General features: G+C 39.9%; 22 protein-coding genes. 1 reads left to right on the forward strand and 21 read right to left on the reverse strand.

What is annotated here, in order from left to right; translation table 11 throughout:
• Positions 1-6 precede the first annotated feature (6 nt).
• The gene (parE, locus tag ACYSNO_RS02305) at positions 7-2004 is read right to left on the reverse strand and encodes a DNA topoisomerase IV subunit B (protein ID WP_461729711.1); all 1998 of its coding nucleotides are present in this window, start codon (positions 2002-2004) and stop codon (positions 7-9) included.
• A 180-nt stretch (positions 2005-2184) separates the two neighbouring features.
• On the opposite strand from parE, the gene plsY reads away from it, so the two are divergent.
• Entirely contained in the window at positions 2185-2814 is a 630-nt protein-coding gene (gene plsY / locus ACYSNO_RS02310) for a glycerol-3-phosphate 1-O-acyltransferase PlsY (protein WP_461729442.1), read from the forward strand.
• Between the two features lie 45 nt (positions 2815-2859).
• Here plsY and ACYSNO_RS02315 read toward each other — a convergent pair whose 3' ends face one another.
• The 20 genes from ACYSNO_RS02315 to ACYSNO_RS02410 all read right to left on the reverse strand — a co-directional run bounded on the left by ACYSNO_RS02315 (position 2860) and on the right by ACYSNO_RS02410 (position 22975).
• Positions 2860-3735, reverse strand: coding sequence for an aldose 1-epimerase family protein (locus ACYSNO_RS02315; RefSeq protein WP_461729443.1), 876 nt, complete (start codon positions 3733-3735; stop codon positions 2860-2862).
• Positions 3736-3756: 21 nt separating this feature from the next.
• Positions 3757-4542: a GTP-sensing pleiotropic transcriptional regulator CodY gene (codY, locus tag ACYSNO_RS02320; protein ID WP_461729444.1), complete on the reverse strand. Its 786-nt coding sequence runs from the start codon at positions 4540-4542 to the stop codon at positions 3757-3759.
• Positions 4543-4560: 18 nt separating this feature from the next.
• Complete coding sequence (hslU, locus tag ACYSNO_RS02325; RefSeq protein WP_461729445.1) at positions 4561-5958, reverse strand: ATP-dependent protease ATPase subunit HslU; 1398 nt, start codon at positions 5956-5958, stop codon at positions 4561-4563.
• A gap of 3 nt (positions 5959-5961) precedes the next feature.
• Positions 5962-6507 carry an ATP-dependent protease subunit HslV gene (gene hslV / locus ACYSNO_RS02330; RefSeq protein ID WP_461729446.1) on the reverse strand — a complete coding sequence of 182 codons (546 nt, stop codon included), beginning with the start codon at positions 6505-6507 and terminating at the stop codon, positions 5962-5964.
• 33 nt (positions 6508-6540) lie between these two features.
• The gene (xerC, locus tag ACYSNO_RS02335; RefSeq protein WP_461729447.1) at positions 6541-7443 is read right to left on the reverse strand and encodes a tyrosine recombinase XerC; all 903 of its coding nucleotides are present in this window, start codon (positions 7441-7443) and stop codon (positions 6541-6543) included.
• Between the two features lie 357 nt (positions 7444-7800).
• A complete protein-coding gene (locus ACYSNO_RS02340) occupies positions 7801-9045 on the reverse strand; it encodes an MFS transporter (RefSeq protein WP_461729448.1) in 1245 nt (414 codons plus the stop codon).
• 446 nt (positions 9046-9491) lie between these two features.
• Positions 9492-10910, reverse strand: coding sequence for a flotillin family protein (locus tag ACYSNO_RS02345; RefSeq protein ID WP_461729449.1), 1419 nt, complete (start codon positions 10908-10910; stop codon positions 9492-9494).
• Between the two features lie 16 nt (positions 10911-10926).
• The gene (locus tag ACYSNO_RS02350) at positions 10927-11343 is read right to left on the reverse strand and encodes a hypothetical protein (RefSeq protein ID WP_461729450.1); all 417 of its coding nucleotides are present in this window, start codon (positions 11341-11343) and stop codon (positions 10927-10929) included.
• Positions 11344-11474: 131 nt separating this feature from the next.
• A complete protein-coding gene (trmFO, locus tag ACYSNO_RS02355) occupies positions 11475-12779 on the reverse strand; it encodes an FADH(2)-oxidizing methylenetetrahydrofolate--tRNA-(uracil(54)-C(5))-methyltransferase TrmFO (protein WP_461729451.1) in 1305 nt (434 codons plus the stop codon).
• Positions 12780-12842: 63 nt separating this feature from the next.
• Entirely contained in the window at positions 12843-14918 is a 2076-nt protein-coding gene (topA, locus tag ACYSNO_RS02360) for a type I DNA topoisomerase (RefSeq protein WP_461729452.1), read from the reverse strand.
• Between the two features lie 138 nt (positions 14919-15056).
• The gene (gene dprA / locus ACYSNO_RS02365) at positions 15057-15923 is read right to left on the reverse strand and encodes a DNA-processing protein DprA (RefSeq protein ID WP_461729453.1); all 867 of its coding nucleotides are present in this window, start codon (positions 15921-15923) and stop codon (positions 15057-15059) included.
• Between the two features lie 67 nt (positions 15924-15990).
• Positions 15991-16761, reverse strand: a complete 771-nt coding sequence (locus tag ACYSNO_RS02370; RefSeq protein WP_461729454.1) for a ribonuclease HII — start codon at positions 16759-16761, stop codon at positions 15991-15993.
• Positions 16748-17614, reverse strand: a complete 867-nt coding sequence (gene ylqF / locus ACYSNO_RS02375) for a ribosome biogenesis GTPase YlqF (protein ID WP_461729455.1) — start codon at positions 17612-17614, stop codon at positions 16748-16750. Before ylqF ends, ACYSNO_RS02370 begins: the two co-directional genes overlap by 14 nt.
• Positions 17615-17739: 125 nt before the next feature.
• A complete protein-coding gene (lepB, locus tag ACYSNO_RS02380; RefSeq protein ID WP_461729456.1) occupies positions 17740-18288 on the reverse strand; it encodes a signal peptidase I in 549 nt (182 codons plus the stop codon).
• A 14-nt stretch (positions 18289-18302) separates the two neighbouring features.
• Positions 18303-19730, reverse strand: coding sequence for a S41 family peptidase (locus tag ACYSNO_RS02385; protein WP_461729457.1), 1428 nt, complete (start codon positions 19728-19730; stop codon positions 18303-18305).
• A gap of 16 nt (positions 19731-19746) precedes the next feature.
• Complete coding sequence (locus tag ACYSNO_RS02390) at positions 19747-19968, reverse strand: YozE family protein (protein WP_461729458.1); 222 nt, start codon at positions 19966-19968, stop codon at positions 19747-19749.
• Between the two features lie 2 nt (positions 19969-19970).
• Positions 19971-20477: a peptide-methionine (S)-S-oxide reductase MsrA gene (msrA, locus tag ACYSNO_RS02395; protein ID WP_461729459.1), complete on the reverse strand. Its 507-nt coding sequence runs from the start codon at positions 20475-20477 to the stop codon at positions 19971-19973.
• A 6-nt stretch (positions 20478-20483) separates the two neighbouring features.
• Positions 20484-21122, reverse strand: coding sequence for a YpmS family protein (locus ACYSNO_RS02400; protein WP_461729460.1), 639 nt, complete (start codon positions 21120-21122; stop codon positions 20484-20486).
• A 3-nt stretch (positions 21123-21125) separates the two neighbouring features.
• Entirely contained in the window at positions 21126-21995 is an 870-nt protein-coding gene (locus ACYSNO_RS02405; RefSeq protein ID WP_461729712.1) for an SGNH/GDSL hydrolase family protein, read from the reverse strand.
• 137 nt (positions 21996-22132) lie between these two features.
• A complete protein-coding gene (locus ACYSNO_RS02410; RefSeq protein WP_461729461.1) occupies positions 22133-22975 on the reverse strand; it encodes a DegV family protein in 843 nt (280 codons plus the stop codon).
• Between the last annotated feature and the right edge of the window lie 24 nt (positions 22976-22999).

The following is a 22999-nucleotide window of genomic DNA, read 5'->3' on the forward strand; positions in this document are numbered from 1 at the left end:
ATCCCCCTACTTCTTAAATAAATCTCTTTCTACTTGTTCTTCCTCACGCGTGTCATTGGACTTGTCTAAAATACTCGTTTCTTCTGCCAAAGTAAACTGGACATTATTTTCAATCCATTTTCTTCGAGGCTCGACTTTGTCTCCCATGAGCGTGGTCACCCGACGTTCTGCTTGTGCAGCATCGTCAATCCAAACACGAATCAATGTGCGCGTTTCTGGGTCCATCGTTGTCTCCCAAAGTTGATCGGCATTCATTTCACCCAACCCTTTATAGCGTTGAATCATATAACCACGCCCAACTTTTGTGATTTTCTCACGTAATTCTTCTTCAGTCCAAGCATATTCAATGATTTCTTTTTTCCCACTTCCCTTCGAAACCTTGTATAAGGGTGGCAAAGCAATATAAACTTTGCCTGCTTCAATTAACGGCTTCATATAGCGATAGAAAAAAGTTAATAGCAAGACTTGAATATGTGCGCCATCCGTGTCCGCATCGGTCATAATAATAATCTTATCGTAGTTGCAATCTTCTAGTGAAAATTCCGGCCCGACACCCGCACCGATTGTATAAATCATGGTATTGATTTCTTCATTTTTTAAAATATCTTGCATTTTCGCTTTTTCTGTATTAATTACTTTCCCTCGTAAGGGTAAAATCGCTTGGAATTTTCGATCACGCCCTTGTTTGGCAGATCCTCCCGCAGAGTCTCCTTCGACTAAATACAATTCGTTACGCTTAGGATTACGCGACTGAGCCGGTGTTAACTTGCCGGAAAGTAAAGATTCCCCTCGTTTTCGTTTCTTGCCATTTCGACTTTCTTCCCGTGCACGACGCGCGGCTTCCCGAGCTTCGCGTGCCTTTAAAGCTTTACGAATTAACATTTGGCTGATTTCACTGTTTTCTTGCAGATAATAACCTAATTGTTCATTTATGATTTGCTCCACAACTGATCGTGCAATCGGTGTACCTAGCTTCTCTTTCGTTTGCCCTTCAAATTGCAATAAATTTTCCGGCACCCGAATCGAAAGCACGGTTGCTAACCCTTCACGAAAATCGCTACCTTCAAGGTTTTTGTCCTTTTCCTTTAACAAGTTGACCTTCCGTGCATATTCATTAAAGGCTTTGGTTAGCGCCGTTTTCATTCCGACTTCGTGGGTTCCGCCATCGCGCGTACGCACGTTATTGACAAACGAGAGCAAGTTCTCTGAAAAACCATCGTTATATTGGAAAGCAACCTCGACTTCAATGCCCTCGCGTTCACCAGAAAAATAAGCAATTGGCGTCAAGGCATCTTTTTCTTCATTTAAATACGCGACGAAAGCTTCAATGCCATCTTCATAAGAAAAAACTTCTGAAACTTCTGGCTCTTCTCGTAAGTCGGTAATGGCAATCTCAATCCCCCTTAATAAAAAGGCAGACTCTCTTAAGCGTTCTGCTAGCGTGTCATACGAAAACTTCTTCGCTGAAAAAATCGTCTCGTCAGGTAAAAAATGGACTTTTGTTCCATTTGCTTTTTTAGTCTTTCCAATTTTTTTCAACGTTCCCTGTGCTTTTCCACCATTTTTAAAAACTTGGCGGTATTCCAAACCATCACGGTAAATGGATACTTCTAACCAACTTGATAAGGCGTTGACGACACTCGCTCCAACTCCATGCAACCCACCGGAAGTTTTATAGCCACCTTGACCAAATTTCCCGCCAGCATGCAAAACCGTGAAGATGACTTCAACGGTCGAAACTCCTGACGCATGCATCCCAATTGGCATGCCCCGACCACAATCTTCCACGCTAATACTATTATCAGGGTACAAAACGACATCAATTTGATTCCCATAACCAGAGAGTGCTTCATCGACTGCATTATCAACAATCTCATAGACGAGGTGATGAAGTCCACGACTATCCGTCGAGCCGATGTACATCCCTGGTCTTTTACGAACAGCTTCCAATCCTTCTAACACTTGGATGGAGGCATCATTATATTCTGTTGTTTTCTTTTTTATCAAAGCAAACGCTCCTTTGTTTATCAAAATCACTCGAATCATTATACATCATAAGAGGGACTTATCGCAAAAAAATCCTGTTTTTTTCTCGCATGATTTTTCCGACAGCGATAAAATAGATTGTTGAAACCTCATTTTCATGCTAAGATAATACTAGATTTTTTTAGAAAGTGAGTCATTATGAAAACGATTCTTTTATTATTTATTGCTTATTTACTAGGTTCCATTTCTTCCGGCGTCTGGATCGGTCAACTCTTTTTTAAAAAGGATATTCGACAATTCGGCAGCGGAAACACAGGAACAACGAATACCTTCCGCGTGCTTGGAACTAAAGCGGGCATTGTTGTTTTATTGATGGATATTCTCAAAGGAACGTTGGCAACGACTTTACCTCTCTTATTTCACATCAACGACGTCAATCCTTTATGGTTTGGTTGTATGGCCATCTTAGGTCATACCTTCTCCATCTTCTCTCGTTTTAAAGGAGGAAAAGCAGTCGCAACCAGCGCGGGAATGCTCTTAGGCTATAACCCTATTTTCTTTTTTTACTCGGTCATCTTGTTTGTTATTTTGCTCTATTTGACTAGCATGGTCAGCCTATCTAGTATGATTGCGGCAGTTCTCATTACTTTATCGACCATTGTGTTGCCCTACGTGGCTCCTGCAATTTTACCGCACCAGGATTGGTTGTTAACAATCATCGCTATTTGTGTGACGACTTTTATTTTCTATCGTCACAAAGACAACATTCAACGCATAAAAGACGGAACGGAAAATAAGGTGCCTTTTGGACGCCATCCAAAAAAATAAAACGTTAAGTGATCGATTGTTAACAGCCGATCACTTAACGTTTTTTTATTTCACTGTTATGGCATATTTTGCAAAAAACGTCTCTTTTGATGCCAGTGTTTCTATGCCATACTTCTCGGTTAAGTCCCCTGTCGCATCCGTTGTGTCTGCAATGCCGGCCCAAGGTTCAATACAGACAAATGGCGCTTCCGTTGCCGCTGGTGACCAAATACCTACAAAGGGCAGGTGGTTATATGAAAGTGTCACTTTATGCGGAGAGCGATCGCTACAAATAGAAAAGGAATTCAACCCTTTCGTTTCAAATATCAACGCATCATGGGCAAACAATTCACGAGTGAAAGCGATGGCTGCATTCGTTTGTCCGAGCGTCCGATGCTCAAGGTCAATGAATCGTCCTTTTAATGGGATTGTAATCCTAGACTTCATCGGGGATGATTTCAAATAATAATCTTCAAAAGTTAAATGGTCAACCAAGGGCACATTAAAAGCTGGGTGCCCGCCGATTGAAAAGTACATTGTTTCTTTCGATTCATTTTGAACTTTGTAAGCAACGGTTAAGCCGTCACCACCAAGTTGGTATGAAAGAAATAATTGAAAGTCAAAAGGATAAACGTTTCTTGTTTCCTCATTACTTTTCAAAACAAAAGTGACTGCATCGGAGGCTTGTTCAAAAACCTCAAATTCCATGTCACGTGCAAAACCATGTTGACTCATTGGATAGACCTTACCCTGATAAGTGTACTGGTCGTCTTTCAAGGCCCCAACAATCGGAAATAAGACTGGTGAGCGGCGCCCCCAATGTTGTGGATCTCCTTGCCATAAATATTCAATTTCATGTTCTTTACTAAATAAACTTTGCAACTCGGCTCCTTTTGAATCGATTGTTGCTTGTAAATAAGCTGTTTCAATTGTAATTTTCATACAAAATCCCCCTGACTTCGTTTACCCTTTATTTAATTCTGCTTTAAAACGCTGGTTTAGTACCTTCAAGTAAGTCCCCTTCATACCTAATGAACGGGACTCAATAATCCCTGCCGATTCTAATTTTCGTAAAGCGTTCACGATGACCGAACGTGTAATTCCAATTTCATCTGCAATATTTGATGCCGTCAAGCGACCTTCATCGCCTGGTAAAGCTTTAAAAATCGCCTGAACTGCAATGAGTTCGCTATAAGAAAGCGTACTGATGGCCATTTGAACCGCCGTTGCACTGCGAACGTCTTCTTCTATACTGCGTGATTGCTGATATAAGATTTGCATTCCAACGACTGTTGCACTATATTCAGCTAATACTAGTGCGTCATCATCAAAAAACTGGTCCATTCTTGAAAGAATAATGGTGCCTAGGCGCGAACCTGCGCCATAGATTGGTACGACTGTGGTTACACCATCCGGATAAAGTTCTCGTGATTCGATTGGAAAAGCCGTTAAGTCGCTACTAATTGGAATATTTGCCTCCGTCTTGGCTAATCGGTCAGCCATATCAGTATAGCTTTTTGGAAATTGTTTTTCAATAAACATATTTTTCACACGATCATTATTCACATCATGTTTTTCATTAAAACCCAACAAAGCCCCTTCTTGACTAATAATATAGGCATTACTGTTTAAGATATCCCCTAACACAATCGCCATCTGATCGTAAGGCAAATCGGTTGCTGAATTAAAAGTATTTTTTTGTTGCAACAACTCGTTCATCTGTCTCGTCTTAGCTAAAAGTGTACTCATCTTTACTCCCCCACTCACTTAAAGTATGTAACGACTTAAATCTTCATTTTCGGTTATAGATGCCAACTTCTCATTCACATAGGCTTCGGTAATGGTTATTTCTCCCATTTGAATGTCTGAAGCTTCAAATAGTAAGTCTTCTAACAACTTTTCTAAAATGGTATGCAAGCGTCTTGCCCCAATATTATCCGTATCTCGATTGACCTGGAAGGCCATTTCTGCTAAGCGTTCAATGGCTTCAAGCGTGAAAATTACTTTGACTCCTTCCGTTCCTAAGAGTGCAACGTACTGCTTAATTAAGGCGTTATTTGGTTCTTTTAAGATTTTAACAAAGTCTTCCGTCGTTAAATCGTCAAGCTCCACACGAATTGGAAAACGTCCTTGTAACTCAGGAATTAAATCACTTGGTTTCGATAAATGAAAAGCACCAGAAGCAATAAACAAGATGTGGTCGGTTTGTAACACACCATATTTCGTGTGAACTTGTGAACCTTCAACAACAGGTAAGATATCACGCTGCACCCCTTCACGTGAAACCTCGCCAGATTGTTGACCTTTAGAAGTCACTTTATCAATTTCATCAATAAAAATGATTCCACTTGATTCGGCCAAACGCAAGGCCTCACTATGGATATCCGCATCATTAACCAATTTTGACGATTCCTCTTGCAATAACAATTCTCTTGCTTCTTTAACAGAAACGGTTCGTTCAATTTTCTTCTTTGGCTTTAAGGCCCCAAGTGTTTCATTTAAATCAATACCCATTTGTTCTAAACCTTGATTCATTGAAGGCATGTTCACTTTTGGTTCGTCAATTTCAATCGTTATTTCTCGCTGATCTAAGGCACCACGTTCTAATTGTTCATAAATCGATTGACGGTTACTCCGAATCTCATCCGTCAATTCCTCTTTGACTTCCTCCGGTTGTTGCATTTGATTAAACATTGCCATCATTTGATCATACGGATTGATTGATTTTTTTTGCTCTTTTTTCATTCCCGGTACCAAAATTTTTGCTAGGCGACGATTGGCTTTTTTTTCTGCTTGCAATCGAACCCGAGCATATTGTTCTTTACGAACGATTTGAATGGCATTTTCAACCAAATCGCGAACCATTGATTCGACATCACGACCAACATAACCGACTTCTGTAAACTTTGTTGCCTCCACTTTCACAAAAGGCGCATGAACAATTTTGGCTAACCGACGGGCAATTTCTGTTTTTCCGACTCCTGTTGGTCCAATCATTAAAATATTTTTAGGTGTGACTTCTTGCTGCATTTCTTCATCCAGTTGCAGGCGACGGTAACGATTTCGTAACGCAACCGCGACTGATTTTTTCGCCTGGTTTTGGCCAACAATATAGCGATCCAATTCCGTGACAATTTCTTTTGGTGAGATTTCTTGGTTCATCATCTTCTAACATTCCTCCACGATAATATTATGGTTCGTAAAGACACATATGTCTGCGGCGACTGTTAAGGCATTCTTGGCAATTTCTTTCGCAGATAAATTCGCCCCACCATATTGTTTCATTGCTCGAGCAGCTGCGAGGGCATAATTTCCACCTGAACCAATCGCTAAGATTCCATCGTCTGGGGCAATCACTTCACCTGTTCCTGAAACAAGTAGCATTTCCTTCTCGTTCATTACAATCAGCATGGCTTCTAGCTTTTGCATCGCTCTTTCCGTCCGCCATTCTTGCGCCAATTCAACAGCCGCCCGTTGTAAATTTCCATTGTATTCATTTAGTTTTTCTTCAAATTTTCCTTCTAAAGTAAAGGCATCTGCCACACTTCCGGCAAAACCAACCACGACCTGATCGTGATAAATACGACGGACTTTTTTCGCAGTCCCTTTCATTACGATTTGTTCGCCCATCGTTACTTGGCCGTCACCTGCCATGGCAAATTTCCCATCTTTTTCAATTGCACAGATGGTAGTTGAGTGAAAAGGTGATTTCATTCTTATTCCTCCTACGTCTTTTCCCTAGGCGCCCTACGCGCGAGGATGGAATTGACGATAATTTTTTTGTAAACTTTCTTTCGTTACATGGGTATAGATTTGAGTTGTCGATAAATTCTCATGTCCTAATAGTTCTTGCACCGTTCGCATATCTGCCCCATGATTTAGTAAATGAGTCGCAAAGGTGTGTCTTAATTTATGTGGATGGATTTCAAGATCCAAACTTCCTTTTTTGATGATTTGGTTTAAAATGTAGCGAATCCCTTTAGGTGTTAGTTGCCCTCCCCGGTGATTCACAAAGACAAAAGAAGGCGCTTCCGCTTTTTTAGCAATTAATTCTTGCCGTCCTTCATTTATGTATTGGTTTAAGGCCACACCCGTCGATTCATTAAAAGGCACAAAGCGCTCTTTGTTCCCCTTACCAACCACTCTTAATACTGAAAATTCCCAATCAATTTGTTCAAGAGCAAGATCACTACACTCACTTACCCTTAAGCCAGAACCATACAAGACTTCTAACAACGCACGATTCCGTTGTTCTAAGGGGTTCGTTCCCTGAATACTAGCAAATAGTTGTGCTATTTCTTGTTCATAAAAAAAATGAGGCAGTCGTTGATTTTGTTTCTTTAAATGCACATAGCTAAAAGGATTTTCAGCAATGATTTCTTGTCGTAATAAATATTGATAAAAAGAACGCAAACTTGCAATTTTTCGGTTGGTTGTGTTACGGCTATATTGCTTTTCATTCATTAGAAAGCTCAAATAGATACGAACATCTCGATAATCAATCCTTAGGTAGGCACTGTCGCCTGAATCTTCCAAAAATTGAATAAAATCAAGGATATCCTTTTCATAGGCATTCTGGGTTTGAACGGAGTAGCCACGTTCAATCGACAAATAGCGAACAAATTCATAGAGCCAGTTTTCTCGTTCCATCAGACCCCTCCATCCTAATATTTTTAAGATTAGCATAGGTATTCAAAAAAGACAATTGGAATTGTCAGAATTGTTTCTATTATTAACAATAGTGCGACAATCTCTTAATAAAGCTTTAATATTCGAGGTTTCGTCAACTGCTCAGCCAGCGAAAAAAGACCTTGTTTTTCTATTTGCTATCATAAAGAAATGAAATTTCATGATACCAAATAAAAAAGAAGGATTTGAGACTATTTCTTGAAATTCAAAAAAGAAGCGAAAAAAAAGATGGGGTTTCTCCCGATCTCTTTTTTCGCTTCTAAAAAATGATGAACAAAGCTCTTTCTAACTGTTTTTCAAACAACCTTTTGCTATAACTTACGCAGCCTTTTTCTTTAAATTCGCTAACATAAATAAAGTCGTACCGACAACTAATAAGATAATTGCAATGTAAAAGCCCATTACTTTTGAACCAGTGACATCTGAAATGCTACCAGTTAATGCCGGTGCCACAATCGATGACATCATGCCAAAGAAGTTAAAGACCCCTAATGTCGTACCAATTCCAACCTTTGGTGCGTTATCACCTAACCAAGAAATAATAATCGGTTCCACTGCTAGTTTGCCTAGAAAACCATACATCACTAACGCAATTAATAAAAAGGTTGCATTAGTCGCTTGAACGGTTAATAACAACATAATGGCTGCTAAAAATTCTAAAATGACAATAAAACGAACTTTATGATGCATAAATTTATCTGCTAAACGACTAAATGCCAACGCACCTGGAATCGCTGCAAAGGAAACAAGTGACGCGGAAAATCCAATTGCCGCACCTTCAAAACCACGTTCCGTTCCTAAAAAGTTTGGTAACCAAGTCACTGTCATATAGTAAGCATAACAAGTTGCAAAGTATAGAATATAGGCAAATAACATTTTCGGAGCAAACAATTTGCTAACAGAGACAGATGAGGGTGCTTGAGTCGTTGTTTTTTCTTCTTTTGGCGTTTCGACAACATCAACAGGTGGCATCTCTTCTTTAATAATCAGTTGAAAAGCAATTAACATCATAACAATCAAAGCAACTGAGATGTACATCATTGTTTGCCAAGGGAATCCTCGTTGAGCGACTAAGAAGCTTGATAAAATCAAACCTAAACCTGATCCTACTGCAGAACCACTATTAACGATGGCTGTTGAAAAACTTCTTTTTGCCTTAGGAATGTATTGAGAAGTTAGACTATAAGCTGAGCCATAAAAAGAGCCACACCCCAACCCTGCAAGTAAACTTCCTGCATAAATCACGCCAACTGAATTCGCTTGTGAGATTAAAAAGGCTGCAATCCCAAATAGGGCAAAGCCAGGAATTAAAACTTTTTTCTTCCCAATTTTATCCACAAGGTAACCTGCTGGAATTTGCATTGCGACATAACCGGTAAAATAAAAACTTGAAATTAGTCCAAGTGCTGTATCGGTGACACCCCCACCTAAAGATGCTCTAATTTGCGGATAGACAGGCGAGAGTGCCGAACGGTAGATCCAAATCGCAACCCAACCTGCACAAAGTAAGATAACGATTTTCTTCCAATATTCAAATCCTTTTTTGTTCACTGATGCTTCCATGTAACTTCCTCCATTTATCAAAAATTTGTGAGATTTTCTTCTCAAATGTTTCATCTCATTCATTGTAAACGATACCTGAAACCGTTTCATTGTCGTTTCCATACAAAGGAACACTGCCTTTTATACCATTTGCACAATGATTTTTCAATACTTTTTCACAAACTTTGACAATCTTTTTTCTCCTTTTTAAAAAAAGGTGATGCGTTTTTCTTCAATCGCGGCAAGAGCTTACGCCTATACCAAAATAACTGTTTTTAAAATTTGTCCATTACGGAATCGTTCGTTTTTATTGCTCAATCTTATACTTTTCCTTCACAAGATACACGTTCAAATAGGAGGGATTTCCTTTTCGAAGCAACAAAATTATGTTTTTTTCATTTATTTTTGAATTTAAGCGAGGAAATTCAAAAAAAAGAAACGCAACTAATGTTACGTTTCTCGTTTTTTTACTCAACACTTGTTTTTGGTTGTTCGTTTTTCCCTTCAACAGCCGCAACAAGTTCCTTATTCCCTTGTTTTAGAGCCATCGACTCATTAATCAGCGTCACCAAATCTAAGCCCGTCGTTTCTTTAATTGTATCAAAGGTGCGCGCTAAGCCTGCTTCTCCCATTTGATGAACGTCGTTGGCGCCACCAAAACTTACGACTTTGTCAATGTTGCTAATTGGCGCATTGACTTCTTTTGCAATCGCTGGTAGTACTTTAATAAATTCAATTAAAATTCCGGCTTCATTGAGTTTTTGTAATGCCACCGCCATTTTTTCCTGCGCTTCCGCTTGGGCGAAACCAATTTTTTCGATTTTTTCAGCTTCAGCTAAACCAATTTTTTCAATCCGCTCTGCCTCTGCTTGCGTTGCTAAGCGAACGGTCTCTGCTTCTGCTTCGGCACGCGCAATTTCCCGCGCCTTGTCAGCTAATGCATTTTGTTCAATTACATATTTATCTGCTTCCGCTCGTTTTCTTAAGGTCGCAGTTAATTCTTTTTCGGCTAACTCGGCTTGTTTGGCCTGGATTTCAATATTTTTTTCTTGTTCAATTAATTGAACTTTCATCTGTTCGCCCGTGGCAATTTGTTCTGCTTTTGCCACTGCAACTTCTTGTTCTTGTTTGTATTGCGCTTGTTTTAAAGCCATTTCTTTATTGGCTTCCGCAATTTCCGTCCGACGACGAATCTCTTCTTGTTGAGCGAGTTGTTCGTTTGATGCTTGTTTAATCCTTGTTTCTCTTAAAGCATTAGATTCAGCAACTTCCGCATTTTTCTTTACTTCTGCAATTTGCGGGCGTCCTAGCGCATCTAAATAGCCATTTGGATCGGTCACGTCTTTAATCGTAAACGAAACAATTTCAAGTCCCATTTTACTTAAGTCGGTGGAAGCTACCTTTTGCACTTGTTCAGCAAAATCATCTCGATTTTTGTAAATCGCTTCGACCGTCATCGTTCCTAAGATTGCTCGTAAATGACCTTCTAATACTTCACGCGCCTCATCTTCAAGTTCTGAAGTAGATTTACCCAAATATTGTTCCGCTGCTGTTTTTATCGACTCGACACTGTTACCAACTTTTACTAAAACCGTTGCACTTGCTAAGATTGGAACCCCTTGTTCCGTGTAAACTTCGGGTGTCCCAATTTCAAGTTTATGCGTCAATAAACTTAACTTATGTGACTTTTGAACAATTGGAATAACAAACGTCCCACTGTTCTTCAAAATTTTAATCCCTTCTTTACCTAAAAATGAACCGGTCACAATTAATGCTTCGTCTGGTTTTCCGATTCGATAACGCGCCATAAGAAAAATTAAAACAATTATTACTGCAAGAATCGCCCAAAAAATAATACTACCAAAAAGATCAAAAATTAAAAACATCTGCTTTCATCCCTTCCTAAATACGATTTCTTTCAACAACCAACGCAACTCCTTGGTCATCAAACCCAACAATTAACACTTTGCTGCCTTTTCGAAGCACTCGGTTTTCTTTTTGTTCTTCTTCTCGATACAACTTGGCGGGGTAGGTCGAACGAGCGGTTGCATGATCGACCGCCATCACTTCGCCAATCGAAGCTCCTTGAATTTTTTCTGTGAGTTCACCCAATAAGAGTTCCTCACGAGAAAGTGTGTTGCTTTGATTTTTATCCGTCAGTCGATTAAAAAGATACATTACAGGAAAAAAAAGAAAACTTAGTAGGAGGTAGAGTAAAAATAAGAGCACAACAAGGCCGCCTATCAAAAAAACGACTCGTAACCACAAAGCTTGTTCAAACAGCAGCTGCCCCATTTCTTTCAACGCTTCGCTAAACATCGCTACTCATCTCCTTCCTCTACTATAAAGCAAGCATAACGCAAGAAAGGAGGAGAAACAAGCGAAAACAAAAAGATACATCTCTAGTCTGACAATCTTCTCAGCCTAGAGATGTTCTTTTGTAATTCTTTTTATAGTCCTTGTTCTTTTGCTACTTCTAAAGCATTTAAAGCGCGATTGGCAATCGCTTCATAGCGTGTCTTTTTATCTTTAATTCGTTCAGGCATTTCTGGGAACAAGCCAAAATTGACATTCATCGGTTGAAAATTCTTACCTGATGCATGAGTGATGTAATAAGCCAAACTTCCCATTGCAGTCTCTCTTGGTAAAATAACTGGCGCTTCGCCTTTAATCAAGCGTACGGCATTTTTACCAGCTAATAAGCCACTCGCAGCACTTTCAACATATCCTTCCACGCCTGTCATTTGACCCGCAAAAAATAAATCTGCCCGTTTCTTGGATTGATACGTTTGCTCTAATAACTCTGGTGAGTTCATAAAGCTATTGCGGTGCATCACACCATAACGAACGATTTCTGCATTCTCCAAACCAGGAATCATTTGGAACACACGTTTTTGCTCGCCCCATTTTAAGTGTGTTTGGAAGCCAACAATGTTATAAAGCGTTGCCACGGCATTGTCTTGACGAAGTTGAATTACCGCATAGGGTCTCTTCCCCGTTTTTGGATCTTCTAGTCCCACCGGTTTCATCGGACCAAAGAGCATGGTTTTTGGACCACGACTTGCCATGACTTCAATTGGCATGCATCCTTCAAAGAATTTTTCTTGTTCAAATTCTTTTAATGGTGCGACTTCAGCACTTAACAAGGCTTCACGAAATGCCTCAAATTCTTCTTTATTCATGGGACAGTTTAAGTAGGCCGCCTCACCTTTATCGTAACGTGACTTCAAGTAGACCTTATCCATATCGATGGTTGATTTATCAATAATCGGAGCTGCCGCATCATAAAAGTAAAAACCATCGGAGCCATTGAAAGCTTTGATCGCTTCTGCTAAGGGTTCGGACGTTAATGGACCTGTGGCAACGATTGTGACACCTGTAGGAATTTCTGTTACTTCTTCACTAAAAACAGTCACTAAAGGGTGTTCCTTTACTCGCTTAGTGATGAGTTCAGAAAAGGCATGACGGTCAACTGCTAAGGCCCCTCCTGCTGGAACAGCTGTTTCATCTGCTGAAGTGATTACAACCGAATTCAAACGGCGCATTTCTTCTTTTAAGACTCCCACCGCATTTGCTAAACTATTGCCACGTAAAGAATTGGAACAAACCAATTCCGCAAAGTTGTCTGTATGATGCGCTTCTGTCATCTTCGTCGGACGCATTTCATAAAGATGGACTTCAATCCCTGCTTGGGCAATTTGCCAAGCTGCTTCACTTCCTGCTAATCCAGCACCAATCACGTTTACATGTGTCATATTATTCTCCTCTGTTTCAAAAAAGGAAAGGGAATCCGAGGATTTCCTCTCACTTTTCAAATTTTATTTTTGCACTTCTTCTTCGTAGTCACCGTTGGAACAAATCACTTGTTTGCCGCCTTTGACTTTCTTTTCAACCAAATAGTGGTCACATTTTGGACAATTCCGGCCGACTGGTTTATCCCATGAAACGAATTCGCACTCTGGGTATCGATTACAGCCATAGAACAAACGATTTTTCTTAGATTTTCGTTCAATGATTTGTCCCTCTTTACAAGTTGGACAAGTGACACCAATTTCTTTGACAATCGCTTTTGTATTCCGACATTCAGGGAAATTACTACAAGCATAAAATTTTCCATAACGGCCGAGTTTAATCACCATTGGTTGCCCACATTGATCACAATCAAATCCTGCAGGTTCATCTTTAATTTGAATCTTTTCAATATTTTCTTCTGCTTTTTCCAATTCTTTTTCAAAAGGCCGGTAAAAACGGTCGACCACTTTTTTCCATTCTTCTTCCCCTTCTGCAATGGCATCAAGGTTGCTTTCCATTTCAGCAGTAAAGTGAATGTCAATAATTTGTGGGAAGAAGTCAACGATGATCCCGTTCACGATTTCGCCTAATTCCGTAGGTTCGAAACGTTTTTGGGCCAATTTCACATAATAACGGCGTTGAATGGTTTCTAAGGTGGGCGCGTAGGTTGACGGTCGACCCACACCATTTTCTTCAAGGGTCTTAATTAAGGTCGCTTCGCTAAAACGAGCAGGTGGCTGAGTAAAATGTTGTTTCTGTTCAATATCAACAGAGGTAACTTTTTCCCCCACAGCTAATTCTGGTAAGATGTTATCTTTTTCTTCTTTCCCATCATCGCTTCCTTCGACATAGACTTGCATAAAACCTTTAAATTTAATTTGTGAGCCATTGGCTACAAAGCGGACTTCATTTTGCTCTAAGTTCGCCTTGACCGTATCAAAAACGGCTGGTGTCATTTGACTAGCGATGGTTCGAGACCAAATTAAGCGATACAGTCGCAGTTGGTCTTTATCTAAAAATTTCTCGATTTCTTCTGGCGTTCGTAACACACTTGTCGGACGAATGGCCTCATGCGCATCTTGCGAACCCTTTTCTTTTTTCATTTTCTTTTGAGTGGCAGCAAATTCAGGCCCATACGTGCCTTCTACAAATGTCGCAATCTCTTCCATTGCGGATTCAGATAATCGTTTTGAATCGGTACGCATATAGGTAATTAACCCTATGGTTCCTTTACGGCCTAAGGGGATTCCTTCATAAAGTTGTTGGGCAACCATCATGGTTTTACGAGTTCGAAAATTTAATTTACGAGCTGCTTCTTGTTGCAAACTACTCGTGGTAAACGGTGCTGCCGGTTGGCGTTTGCGCTCTTTCTTTTCAACTTTTTTCACTTCAAATTCGTTGCTCGTTAAGCGGTCACGTACTTCCTTCACACTTTCAGCATTTGGTAGCTTTTTCTTTTTCCCATCAACACCCCAAAAACTCGCTTTGAATTTCCGTCGTTCTTTTTGAAAATTCCCATCTAAGCTCCAATATTCTTCCGGTTTAAACTCTCGAATGGCTTGCTCTCGGTCCATAATCATTTTCAAAGCAATTGATTGAACACGACCTGCACTTAAGCCTTTTTTAACTTTTCGCCATAAAATTGGACTAATCGAATAACCAACTAAGCGATCTAAAAGTCGACGTGCCTGTTGGGCGTCAACCAAGTCAATATCAATCGTTCTCGGTTCCTTGAATGCCGCTTTCACTGCTTCACGCGTAATTTCATTGAAAACCACTCGATTCTTGTCTTCGAGGTCTAGGCCCAGTAGGAATGCCAAATGCCAAGCGATGGCTTCCCCTTCTCTATCCGGGTCACTTGCCAGGAAAACTTTTTCAGCCTTTTTTGCCGCACTACGTAAGCTTTTGATGACATCGCCTTTTCCGCGGATGGAAATATAATGCGGTTCGTAATTATTTTCAACATCAATTCCCATTTTACTTTTCGGTAAATCACGAACATGCCCCACGCTCGCAACCACTTTATAGTTTTTTCCTAAGTATTTTTCAATTGTTTTTGCTTTTGCTGGGGACTCTACAATGACTAAATATTTATAGGCCATACTTTCTATTGGCTCCTTTCAAAACAAATTCCTACTATATAATAGTACCTTTGTTCAATTACAACAAATCGTAGCTAATCATATCGGTAAGAGAATATTTTGTCAAGAAAGGAAATTGAATCTTTTACAAAAAGTGGGTTAATACTGAGGTAATTCCTCTAAAATATCTGTAATTTGATAGACACATTTGGCCCCATCTTGGATCAGACGATGACAGCCATTTGATTGTCCACTTATAATTTCACCCGGGACAGCAAAGACCTCCTTCCCACTATCTAAAGCAAGTTGAGCCGTGATTAAAGAACCGCTTCGTTCCTTGGCTTCAATCACACACGTTCCTTGTGCCAGGCCAGCAATAATTCGATTACGCATCGGGAAATGGTGCTTTCGAACAGGCGTACCTGCGGGATATTCACTTAAGACCAATTGTTCCGACTTCATTTTATTAAATAAATCATAAACTTCTCTCGGATAACAAATATCCAAGCCGCAACCAACCACACCAATCGTCTTGCCTCCATAATAAAGTGCCAATTCATGACTAAAACGATCGACACCTTTTGCAAGCCCACTGACAATCACTTGCTTTTCTGCCAACAGTGCTGGGATTAACTTCGCTAAAACTTGGCTAGCATAAGGAGTAGCCAAACGCGCTCCAACAATGGCAAATAAGGGATAATCAAGTAAATCGAGGTTCCCAGCATAAAATAACGCTAACGGTGGGTCGGCGATATTTTTTAAACTTTCCGGGTATCGTTCAGAAAAAAAGGAGAGATAGGGTTGCGTACTCAACTGTTCACTTAGCCAACTAGCAGTGGTTCGTTGCCATGATTCTTTGAATAATCCACGCTGGTTTTTCGCTTGAGTAATCTGCAAGGCTTCTTCAAAGGTAAAATCGGTCCACTCATGCTTACGCGCAAAACGCATTAAACGCCACTTACCAATCGTTCCAATTCCTTCTGTAAAAACTAATTTTAATAGCAATTCTTCTAGTTTCTGTTCCACCACAAAAAAACCTTCTTTCTGCATTCATTTACCCTAAATTCGCAAAAAGAAAGTTTTTATTTTCAATTTAAATCATTGCTGAAACTGGAGAAAAACTACGACGATGAATCGGCGTCACCCCATAGTTTTCAAGCCCTTTTAAATGTTCTTTTGTGCCATAGCCAGCATTGCGCGCAAAGCCATAACCCGGATATTTCGTGTCATATTTGGCCATTAACTGATCGCGATAAACTTTGGCAATCACACTTGCCGCAGCAATCGAAACCGATCGAGCATCTCCTTTGATGATTTTTTCTTGCGCTTGTTTCAACGGCAATGTCATCGCATCAATCAACAAATAATCGGGCGCTTGCTCGAGTGATTCGACTGCCACAACCATTGCTTTTTTACTTGCTTGATAAATATTGATTGCATCAATTTCTTCTGGCTCAATGATGCCAATCCCAATCGCTAATGCTTTTTCCTCAATCTCTTTGACTAGCGCTTCTCGTTTTTTCTCACTGAGTTGTTTGGAGTCATTTAAACCCAAAATCACGCAATCCGCTGGTAAAATCACGGCTGCTGAAACAACAGGACCAGCAAGCGGTCCACGTCCAACTTCATCAATTCCAGCAATTCGTTGGTAGCCCGCTTGATACGCTTGTCGTTCAAAAATTTGCATCTCTTGGTACTTTTTTTCTAATGCTGCGACTTTTTCTAGACGTTTATCAAACTGGGTAAGGAGCTTTTGGACACCAAGACGCGAATCTTGGCGCAATTGTTGCACATAACACGCACCGGGGTCACTTAGCGTCATTAATTTTTCTTTAATCTGTGCAATCGATTCAGGCTTCGTCATTTTCGGCACCACGCTTCATTTCATAACGATCTAAGGTATATGCACCAAGTTTTCCTTGACGAATATCATAGATAATTCGCTCGCTCCCGCGGTCAAAGTCATCCTTGAAGCCTAATTGCTCGGTGATTTTGATTAACAATTCCGGACCAGCTAAGGTCAGATCTTCCTCTGTTAAACGATAGCGTTTTTTGATGGTTTCTGGATAGTAAGTTCCAAAAAAATGTAGGCCATAAATCGCAATCTCATCCAGATGTAACAGCTGGTCTTTAATCGCACCCGTTAATGCTAATTTCCGACCAATTTCTTGATCTTCAAATCGTGGCCATAAAACACCTGGAGTGTCTAAAAGTTCTAAATCTTTTCCTGATTTTAGCCATTGCTGCCCCTTCGTTACACCGGGTTTATTCCCTGTAACAGCAATTTTTTTACCGACTAAACGGTTCATTAATGTTGATTTACCCACGTTTGGAATACCAATAACCATTGCTCGAATCGCACGTGGCTTGATCCCTCGACGGGCATCTCGTTCCATTTTTTCTTTGAGAGCCTCTTTCGCTTTTGCGATAATCTCTTTCACACATTTGTTTTCATTTGCGTTGATTGCTAGGACAAAAAAACCTAAATCGATAAAATACGCTTCCCATAATTTCGTTTGCTGCGGATCTGCCAAATCAGCTTTATTGATTAGAATAAGGCGTGGTTTTTGTTGCAACACTTTATCCAGCATGGGATTGCGAGAAGAGATTGGCAAACGTGCGTCCACTAACTCAAAGACGATATCGACAAACTTTAATTTTTCGCTTATTTCCCGACGCGCTTTCGCCATGTGTCCAGGGAACCATTGTATTGTCATTTCTCTATCCTACTTTCTTCGTTCATTTCGTTTTCTATTGTAACATACTTGAGTAATTTTTTTTCCTTCCTTTTTCTCACAAAAAAGAAAAGGCTTTTTCCAAATCGAATCCGCCTTTTCTGATTTTAGACAAAATGGAAGTGATTCAGCGGGTAGTAGACGAAGCGTGCCTTTCCTAAAATTTTATCGCCCGAAATGGCTCCGAAAGAACGGCTATCTTTCGACATGCGCCGATTATCGCCTAAAACAAAGTAACTGTCTTCACCTAACTTACTGACACCCATTAATTGTTCAAATTCAAAGTCGTTTGTATAGAAATTACGCGGCTCTTCTTCTTCCGCCAAATTTTCTGCTAAAAAAAGTTCATCGACTTTTTTATTATTAATATAAAGCTGATCTTCACGGTAACTAACACTCTCACCTGGTAAGCCGATGACCCGTTTGATATAAGTCGTTCCATCTGGCATTTGAAAAACGACGACATCAAAACGCTGAATAGCAGTAAACTTTTCCATCACAATAAAGTCGCCTTGTGTCAACGTGTTTTGCATGGAGTTTCCCTCAACAGGGACAGGAATCAAGAAAAAACCGCGAATTAACAATGCCAAACCGCCAGCTAAGAAGGCATATTTCACTGTCAACCAAAAACCGTCTAAAAACCGGTTGAAATTCATGGCAGTCATCCTTTTCATTTTTTACTTTCAAGTAAGACTTCTATAGCCTTTTGATACATGGGATCCGTCTTTTGCAATTGCTCTGCTAAACGCAGCTCAATGCCAATCATCGTTTCTAAATCTAAGCGGCCGGTTACTGGCAACTCATTTTCTTCTTGAAACGCTTCAATCGCGTCACTTGTTTGATTGGTAAAGGTATCTCCCACTTTTTCTAGATAGCCGAGTGCGACTAAAAATTGGTTTAACTGTTCCGCTTGCTCGTTTGTATCTCCCAATTGAAGCGTATTATTTTGAACAAGTGTTGGCAAATACGCATAGTCCGGAAAATCAACGCGTACATCTGGACTCAAGCCTACTTCATTTAACCAATTTCCATTAGGCGTTAACCATTTTTGCATCGTCATTTTCAATTCACTTTGATCTTCAAAAGAACGAACGCCTTGTACCGTTCCTTTTCCAAAGGTGTTTGTCCCGACAACAGGTATGCCGGCGGACTCTTGTAAAGCCGCTGCTAAAATTTCGGATGCCGACGCACTCGCGCCATCAACCAATACCACAACCGGTTCCTGAACTTTAAACCCTCGATCAAGCGCCGCTGAAGCTTTGATTTCACCAATAATTTCATCTTTTGTACCAAGTTGTAAAATGATCGCATCGTCTGCTAAAAACATGCTCGCCATCACTTCAACTTGATCCAAATAGCCACCTGGATTTCCCCGAACATCTAAAATAAAAGCAATCGCTCCCTCATTTCTTAAACTTTCAATGGCTTTTTGCAATTTCATCGCTGTATTTTCAGCAAAAGTAATAATTTCAATTTTACCAATCGTTGAATCCTTATCGTCTAGTGCATAAAAAACTGACTCAATCGGAATGATATCACGGATGACTTCTACTTCAAACGTTTCTCCATCTCTTAAAATCGTTAGGACAACCGAGGTCCCTTTTTCCCCTCGGATCCAAGAAACCGTTTCAGATAAGGGCGCACCCTTTGTTGATTTGCCATCGACTTTCACGATAACATCCCCCATTTGTAAGGCACTTTTTGCTGCAGGACTGCTTTTCACTGGTTCTTCGACAAGATAAGGTTGCTCGTCTTTCAGACTTAAAGTCGCACCGATTCCTTCAAATTCTCCCGATAACATGTCAGCAAATGCCCCTGAATCTTCTGAATTGAAATAAGAAGTATAAGGATCTTCTAACGCCTCAGTCATCCCCTTTAAAGCCCCATCCACTAAAATCTTTGGATCGACCACTTCATAATAATCACGCTGGATACTGTCAAATAAGGTATGCACTTTTTCCAATTCATCGGCTTGCGTTTGTCCGCTTTCTTGCAATCGAGAAGTCCCACTAAAAGTATGAACGAGCCCACCACTAATAATTGCTACACAAACCATTGAAATGAGGTAACGATGAAACGGAACCGTGTTTTTTTCCAATATTACACCTCTTTATTTACATATTTTCTTCTACATAAATTTCCCACAATCGATCAAACAAAGACAAGTCGGGGAAATAATCCGTATGCAACTCAAGATACTCCGAAACTTCATGATAATCTTGACTTTGCTTAGGAAATTGTGGATCCAAACTGACATCTTCTGCTAACTGACTAATAATCGTCGCCACCTTCACTTCTTTAAGCGTCATTAAATAGGCATAAAACGATTTTCGCATATTTACCAAGTCTCCTTTAAAAATGCTGCTCGTCTCGCATGATTACGTGCATAATTTTCTGGATTTTTTTTGTAGTAAGCTTGATGATACATCTCTGCTGGATAAAAAGGGTGTGCTGCTTCAATTTTTGTCACAATCGGTTTAGTAAAGCGGCCACTTTTGGCCAAAGCTTCACGACTAGCTTCTGCTTTTTTTCTTTGTTCTTCATTTAAATAAAAAATCACTGGTCGATAACTTTCACCACGGTCTTCAAATTGCCCAAACGCGTCTGTTGGGTCCGTTTGTTGCCAATAAATTTCAAGTAAAGTTTCATACGAAATCACCGTTGGATCAAAAATAATTTCAACTGCTTCAGTGTGACCTGTTTTCCCACTGCAAACTTCTTCATAAGTAGGGTTTTCAACAGTCCCACCTGTATAACCAGACGTCACACTCATAATTCCCGGTTGTTGATCAAAAGGTTGAACCATGCACCAAAAACAACCTCCTGCAAAAATTCCTCTTTCCATCTCACTCTACTCCTTTTCTTTCACTTTATTCTCAGGTAGATACACACTTAATTGAATCTCATCTTCAACCAAATTCAGCTTGTCCGCTCGAAAGGAAAGGCCGTTTTTTAGTTGAAATTGATCCAATCGTAAGACGATTCTTTCTTCCTTCGGTTGCACTTCAATCCACTCTGGAATTTGACTATTGTTTTTAATCATCCGCAAGACTTGATTGATTGGTAAACCTAACGCCCCAATGGATAAACTTTTGGCTTTTAACTGCACATTTCCATCTTCCATCACATAAGGATCAAAATACAGATAGAAAGTTACAGGGAAGCCCAATAAATCGAACTCTCCCGTTAATAAAGCTTCATTTTTTAGTACAAATTGATAGTTTTGTTCTGTTTCCTTTTGTAAATCCTCTAAATAAAAGGCCACGAGCGCATTAATCTGCTCTTTATTGCTTCGGACGTTCAGTACAGGTATGCCCGCTTTCGCAGATGTTTCGATTTTCATAGGTGGGATTGCCTCTCGCTCTTGATAAAGGCGTGTAACAAGCAACAAACTTAAGCCTAACACAAGTGCGAGCAACACAAAAAATGCCGCCTTCCATTTGTTCATTGATTTTAAGGTTTTGACCTGTTGGTTTATTTTAGACGCCATGGCCTACTCCTTTCCCAACCACTCATTTTTGGTTGCTTTGATTTTTTCGCTAAAAGCTTGGGCAATCAATTGATAGCCGTTGTAATTCGGATGAAAATTATCCCCTTCATAAATTGCATTGTTTCGTAGATCATTTAAAGTGTCAACTGCTTCAATATCCGTCATCCCCGTTGTATCTTCCGCATCAAAAATCCCTTGATAAATTAAGTCATTGACTGGAATAAAATACATGTTCGCTTGATCCTCTACGATTTCTTGGGTATGGTCATTCCAATCATCGACAATTGTTTGCATTTCGGTGATTTCAGGAAAATAAATATAATATGGGTTATAAATACCCAAAACGTACACTGGAGCCGTTGGATTATATTTTCGTATTTCAGCTAGCAATTCAACTAAATGTTCTTGATATTTTTTTGCCGGCTTTTCAAATTTTTTAGGTGAAAGCCCTAAAATATTGTTTTGAATCACCTTCATTAAATCATTTCCTCCAACTGTCAATGTAATGATTTTCGCCGAGGCAAGATTGGTTTGAATTTCTTCTTGTTCTTTTACTCTTTTTAAAATTTGTGTGCTCCGATCACCAGCAACACCATAATTTTCGATTTCACTATTTCCTAAATCAAAGGATTCTTCTAAGTTTTCTGCAATTAGCGGCACGTATCCCCCACGCTTGGTTTCATCGCCAATCCCTTCTGTTAAGGAATCACCAATGGCAACTAAATGAATTTTCTCTTTGACTTTCATTGCTTTTGCTGATGGTTCTTCAACGGTCAGACGTTGGGGCGCCTTAGGTATGAGCCATGAAAAAAATAAAAAACTGATTAATAGCATTCCCATAAAAACAATCGTTGTTTTCAAAGTTTTTTCAATATTCATCGTTCATCACTTCCATCTATTGGTTTACTCGCTATTTTAACAGATTTTCCTGTTTTTTAGTACTAAACATTGTCCGATTCTTTCAGAAAATAAAAAATCTCCATCATTTCTGATTCGGAGATTTTTCTTAATTATTCTGAATAATACATCATCGCAAACGCCCCGCTACCCGTATGCGTCGCAATAATCGGTGTCGTATGTAGAAATGTAATTGGAGTATGAGGGAAAAGTGTTTTTAGTTCTTCTAGATATTCTTTCCATGGCTCTGGACTTCCCGCATAAGAAATCGCAATTTTCTTTAAGTTTGAGCTTGCTAAGAGCTCTGCTTTAAAGCCTTCAAACCACTTTGAAAATGTTTTGTTTCCACGTCCTTTAATCACAGGAATCAATTCGCCATTTTTAAATTCCATTACGACTCGCATGTTTAAGAAACTTGATACCATGCCTGTTGCACGGCTAATGCGTCCTCCCTTGACCAAATTATCTAGTGACGAAACCCCAATATAAAGTCTGGTCTGTGCGAATACTTTTTCAACGATAGGAAGCGTTTCAGCGAGTGTTTTTCCTTCTAAAGCCAACTCGGCCCCACGGATAACACCAAAAGACAACCCTTGATCTGTCGTATTGGAATCAATGACTTGGACGGTTGTTTTTGATAATTGCGCCGCTTGTCTCGCAGCTTCAACCGTACCACTTAACGCTTTCGTCATATGAATGGAAAGGACTTCGCTTCCATCTTCTCCTAACTGGTCATAGAGCTCGACGAATTTCCCAATCGGCGGTTGACTGGTCTTCGGTAAGTTGGTTGCTGTTGCCATCATTTCCATGAATTGGTCTCTACCAAGTGTTTCATCATCGGTGTAAATCGTGTGATCTATCATCACTGATAGTGGCACAACGTGAATATCTAATTGATCCACAACTGCTCTTGCAATCGTACAGGAGGAGTCGGTAACGATCTTAAGTTTTCTCATGCTTTTTCCACTCTTTCTTTTAAA

This window comes from Enterococcus sp. LJL98 (assembly GCF_054871745.1).

Coding starts and splice junctions, on each gene's coding strand:
- plsY (WP_461729442.1), top strand. CDS start 2,185: ATGAAAACGATTCTTTTATTATTTATTGCTTATTTACTAGGTTCCATT.
- ACYSNO_RS02315 (WP_461729443.1), bottom strand. CDS start 3,735: ATGAAAATTACAATTGAAACAGCTTATTTACAAGCAACAATCGATTCA.
- codY (WP_461729444.1), bottom strand. CDS start 4,542: ATGAGTACACTTTTAGCTAAGACGAGACAGATGAACGAGTTGTTGCAA.
- hslU (WP_461729445.1), bottom strand. CDS start 5,958: ATGATGAACCAAGAAATCTCACCAAAAGAAATTGTCACGGAATTGGAT.
- hslV (WP_461729446.1), bottom strand. CDS start 6,507: ATGAAATCACCTTTTCACTCAACTACCATCTGTGCAATTGAAAAAGAT.
- xerC (WP_461729447.1), bottom strand. CDS start 7,443: ATGGAACGAGAAAACTGGCTCTATGAATTTGTTCGCTATTTGTCGATT.
- ACYSNO_RS02340 (WP_461729448.1), bottom strand. CDS start 9,045: ATGGAAGCATCAGTGAACAAAAAAGGATTTGAATATTGGAAGAAAATC.
- ACYSNO_RS02345 (WP_461729449.1), bottom strand. CDS start 10,910: ATGTTTTTAATTTTTGATCTTTTTGGTAGTATTATTTTTTGGGCGATT.
- ACYSNO_RS02350 (WP_461729450.1), bottom strand. CDS start 11,343: ATGTTTAGCGAAGCGTTGAAAGAAATGGGGCAGCTGCTGTTTGAACAA.
- trmFO (WP_461729451.1), bottom strand. CDS start 12,779: ATGACACATGTAAACGTGATTGGTGCTGGATTAGCAGGAAGTGAAGCA.
- topA (WP_461729452.1), bottom strand. CDS start 14,918: ATGGCCTATAAATATTTAGTCATTGTAGAGTCCCCAGCAAAAGCAAAA.
- ACYSNO_RS02370 (WP_461729454.1), bottom strand. CDS start 16,761: ATGACGAAGCCTGAATCGATTGCACAGATTAAAGAAAAATTAATGACG.
- ylqF (WP_461729455.1), bottom strand. CDS start 17,614: ATGACAATACAATGGTTCCCTGGACACATGGCGAAAGCGCGTCGGGAA.
- lepB (WP_461729456.1), bottom strand. CDS start 18,288: ATGAATTTCAACCGGTTTTTAGACGGTTTTTGGTTGACAGTGAAATAT.
- ACYSNO_RS02390 (WP_461729458.1), bottom strand. CDS start 19,968: ATGCGAAAATCGTTTTATGCCTATTTAATGACGCTTAAAGAAGTGAAG.
- msrA (WP_461729459.1), bottom strand. CDS start 20,477: ATGGAAAGAGGAATTTTTGCAGGAGGTTGTTTTTGGTGCATGGTTCAA.
- ACYSNO_RS02400 (WP_461729460.1), bottom strand. CDS start 21,122: ATGGCGTCTAAAATAAACCAACAGGTCAAAACCTTAAAATCAATGAAC.
- ACYSNO_RS02410 (WP_461729461.1), bottom strand. CDS start 22,975: ATGAGAAAACTTAAGATCGTTACCGACTCCTCCTGTACGATTGCAAGA.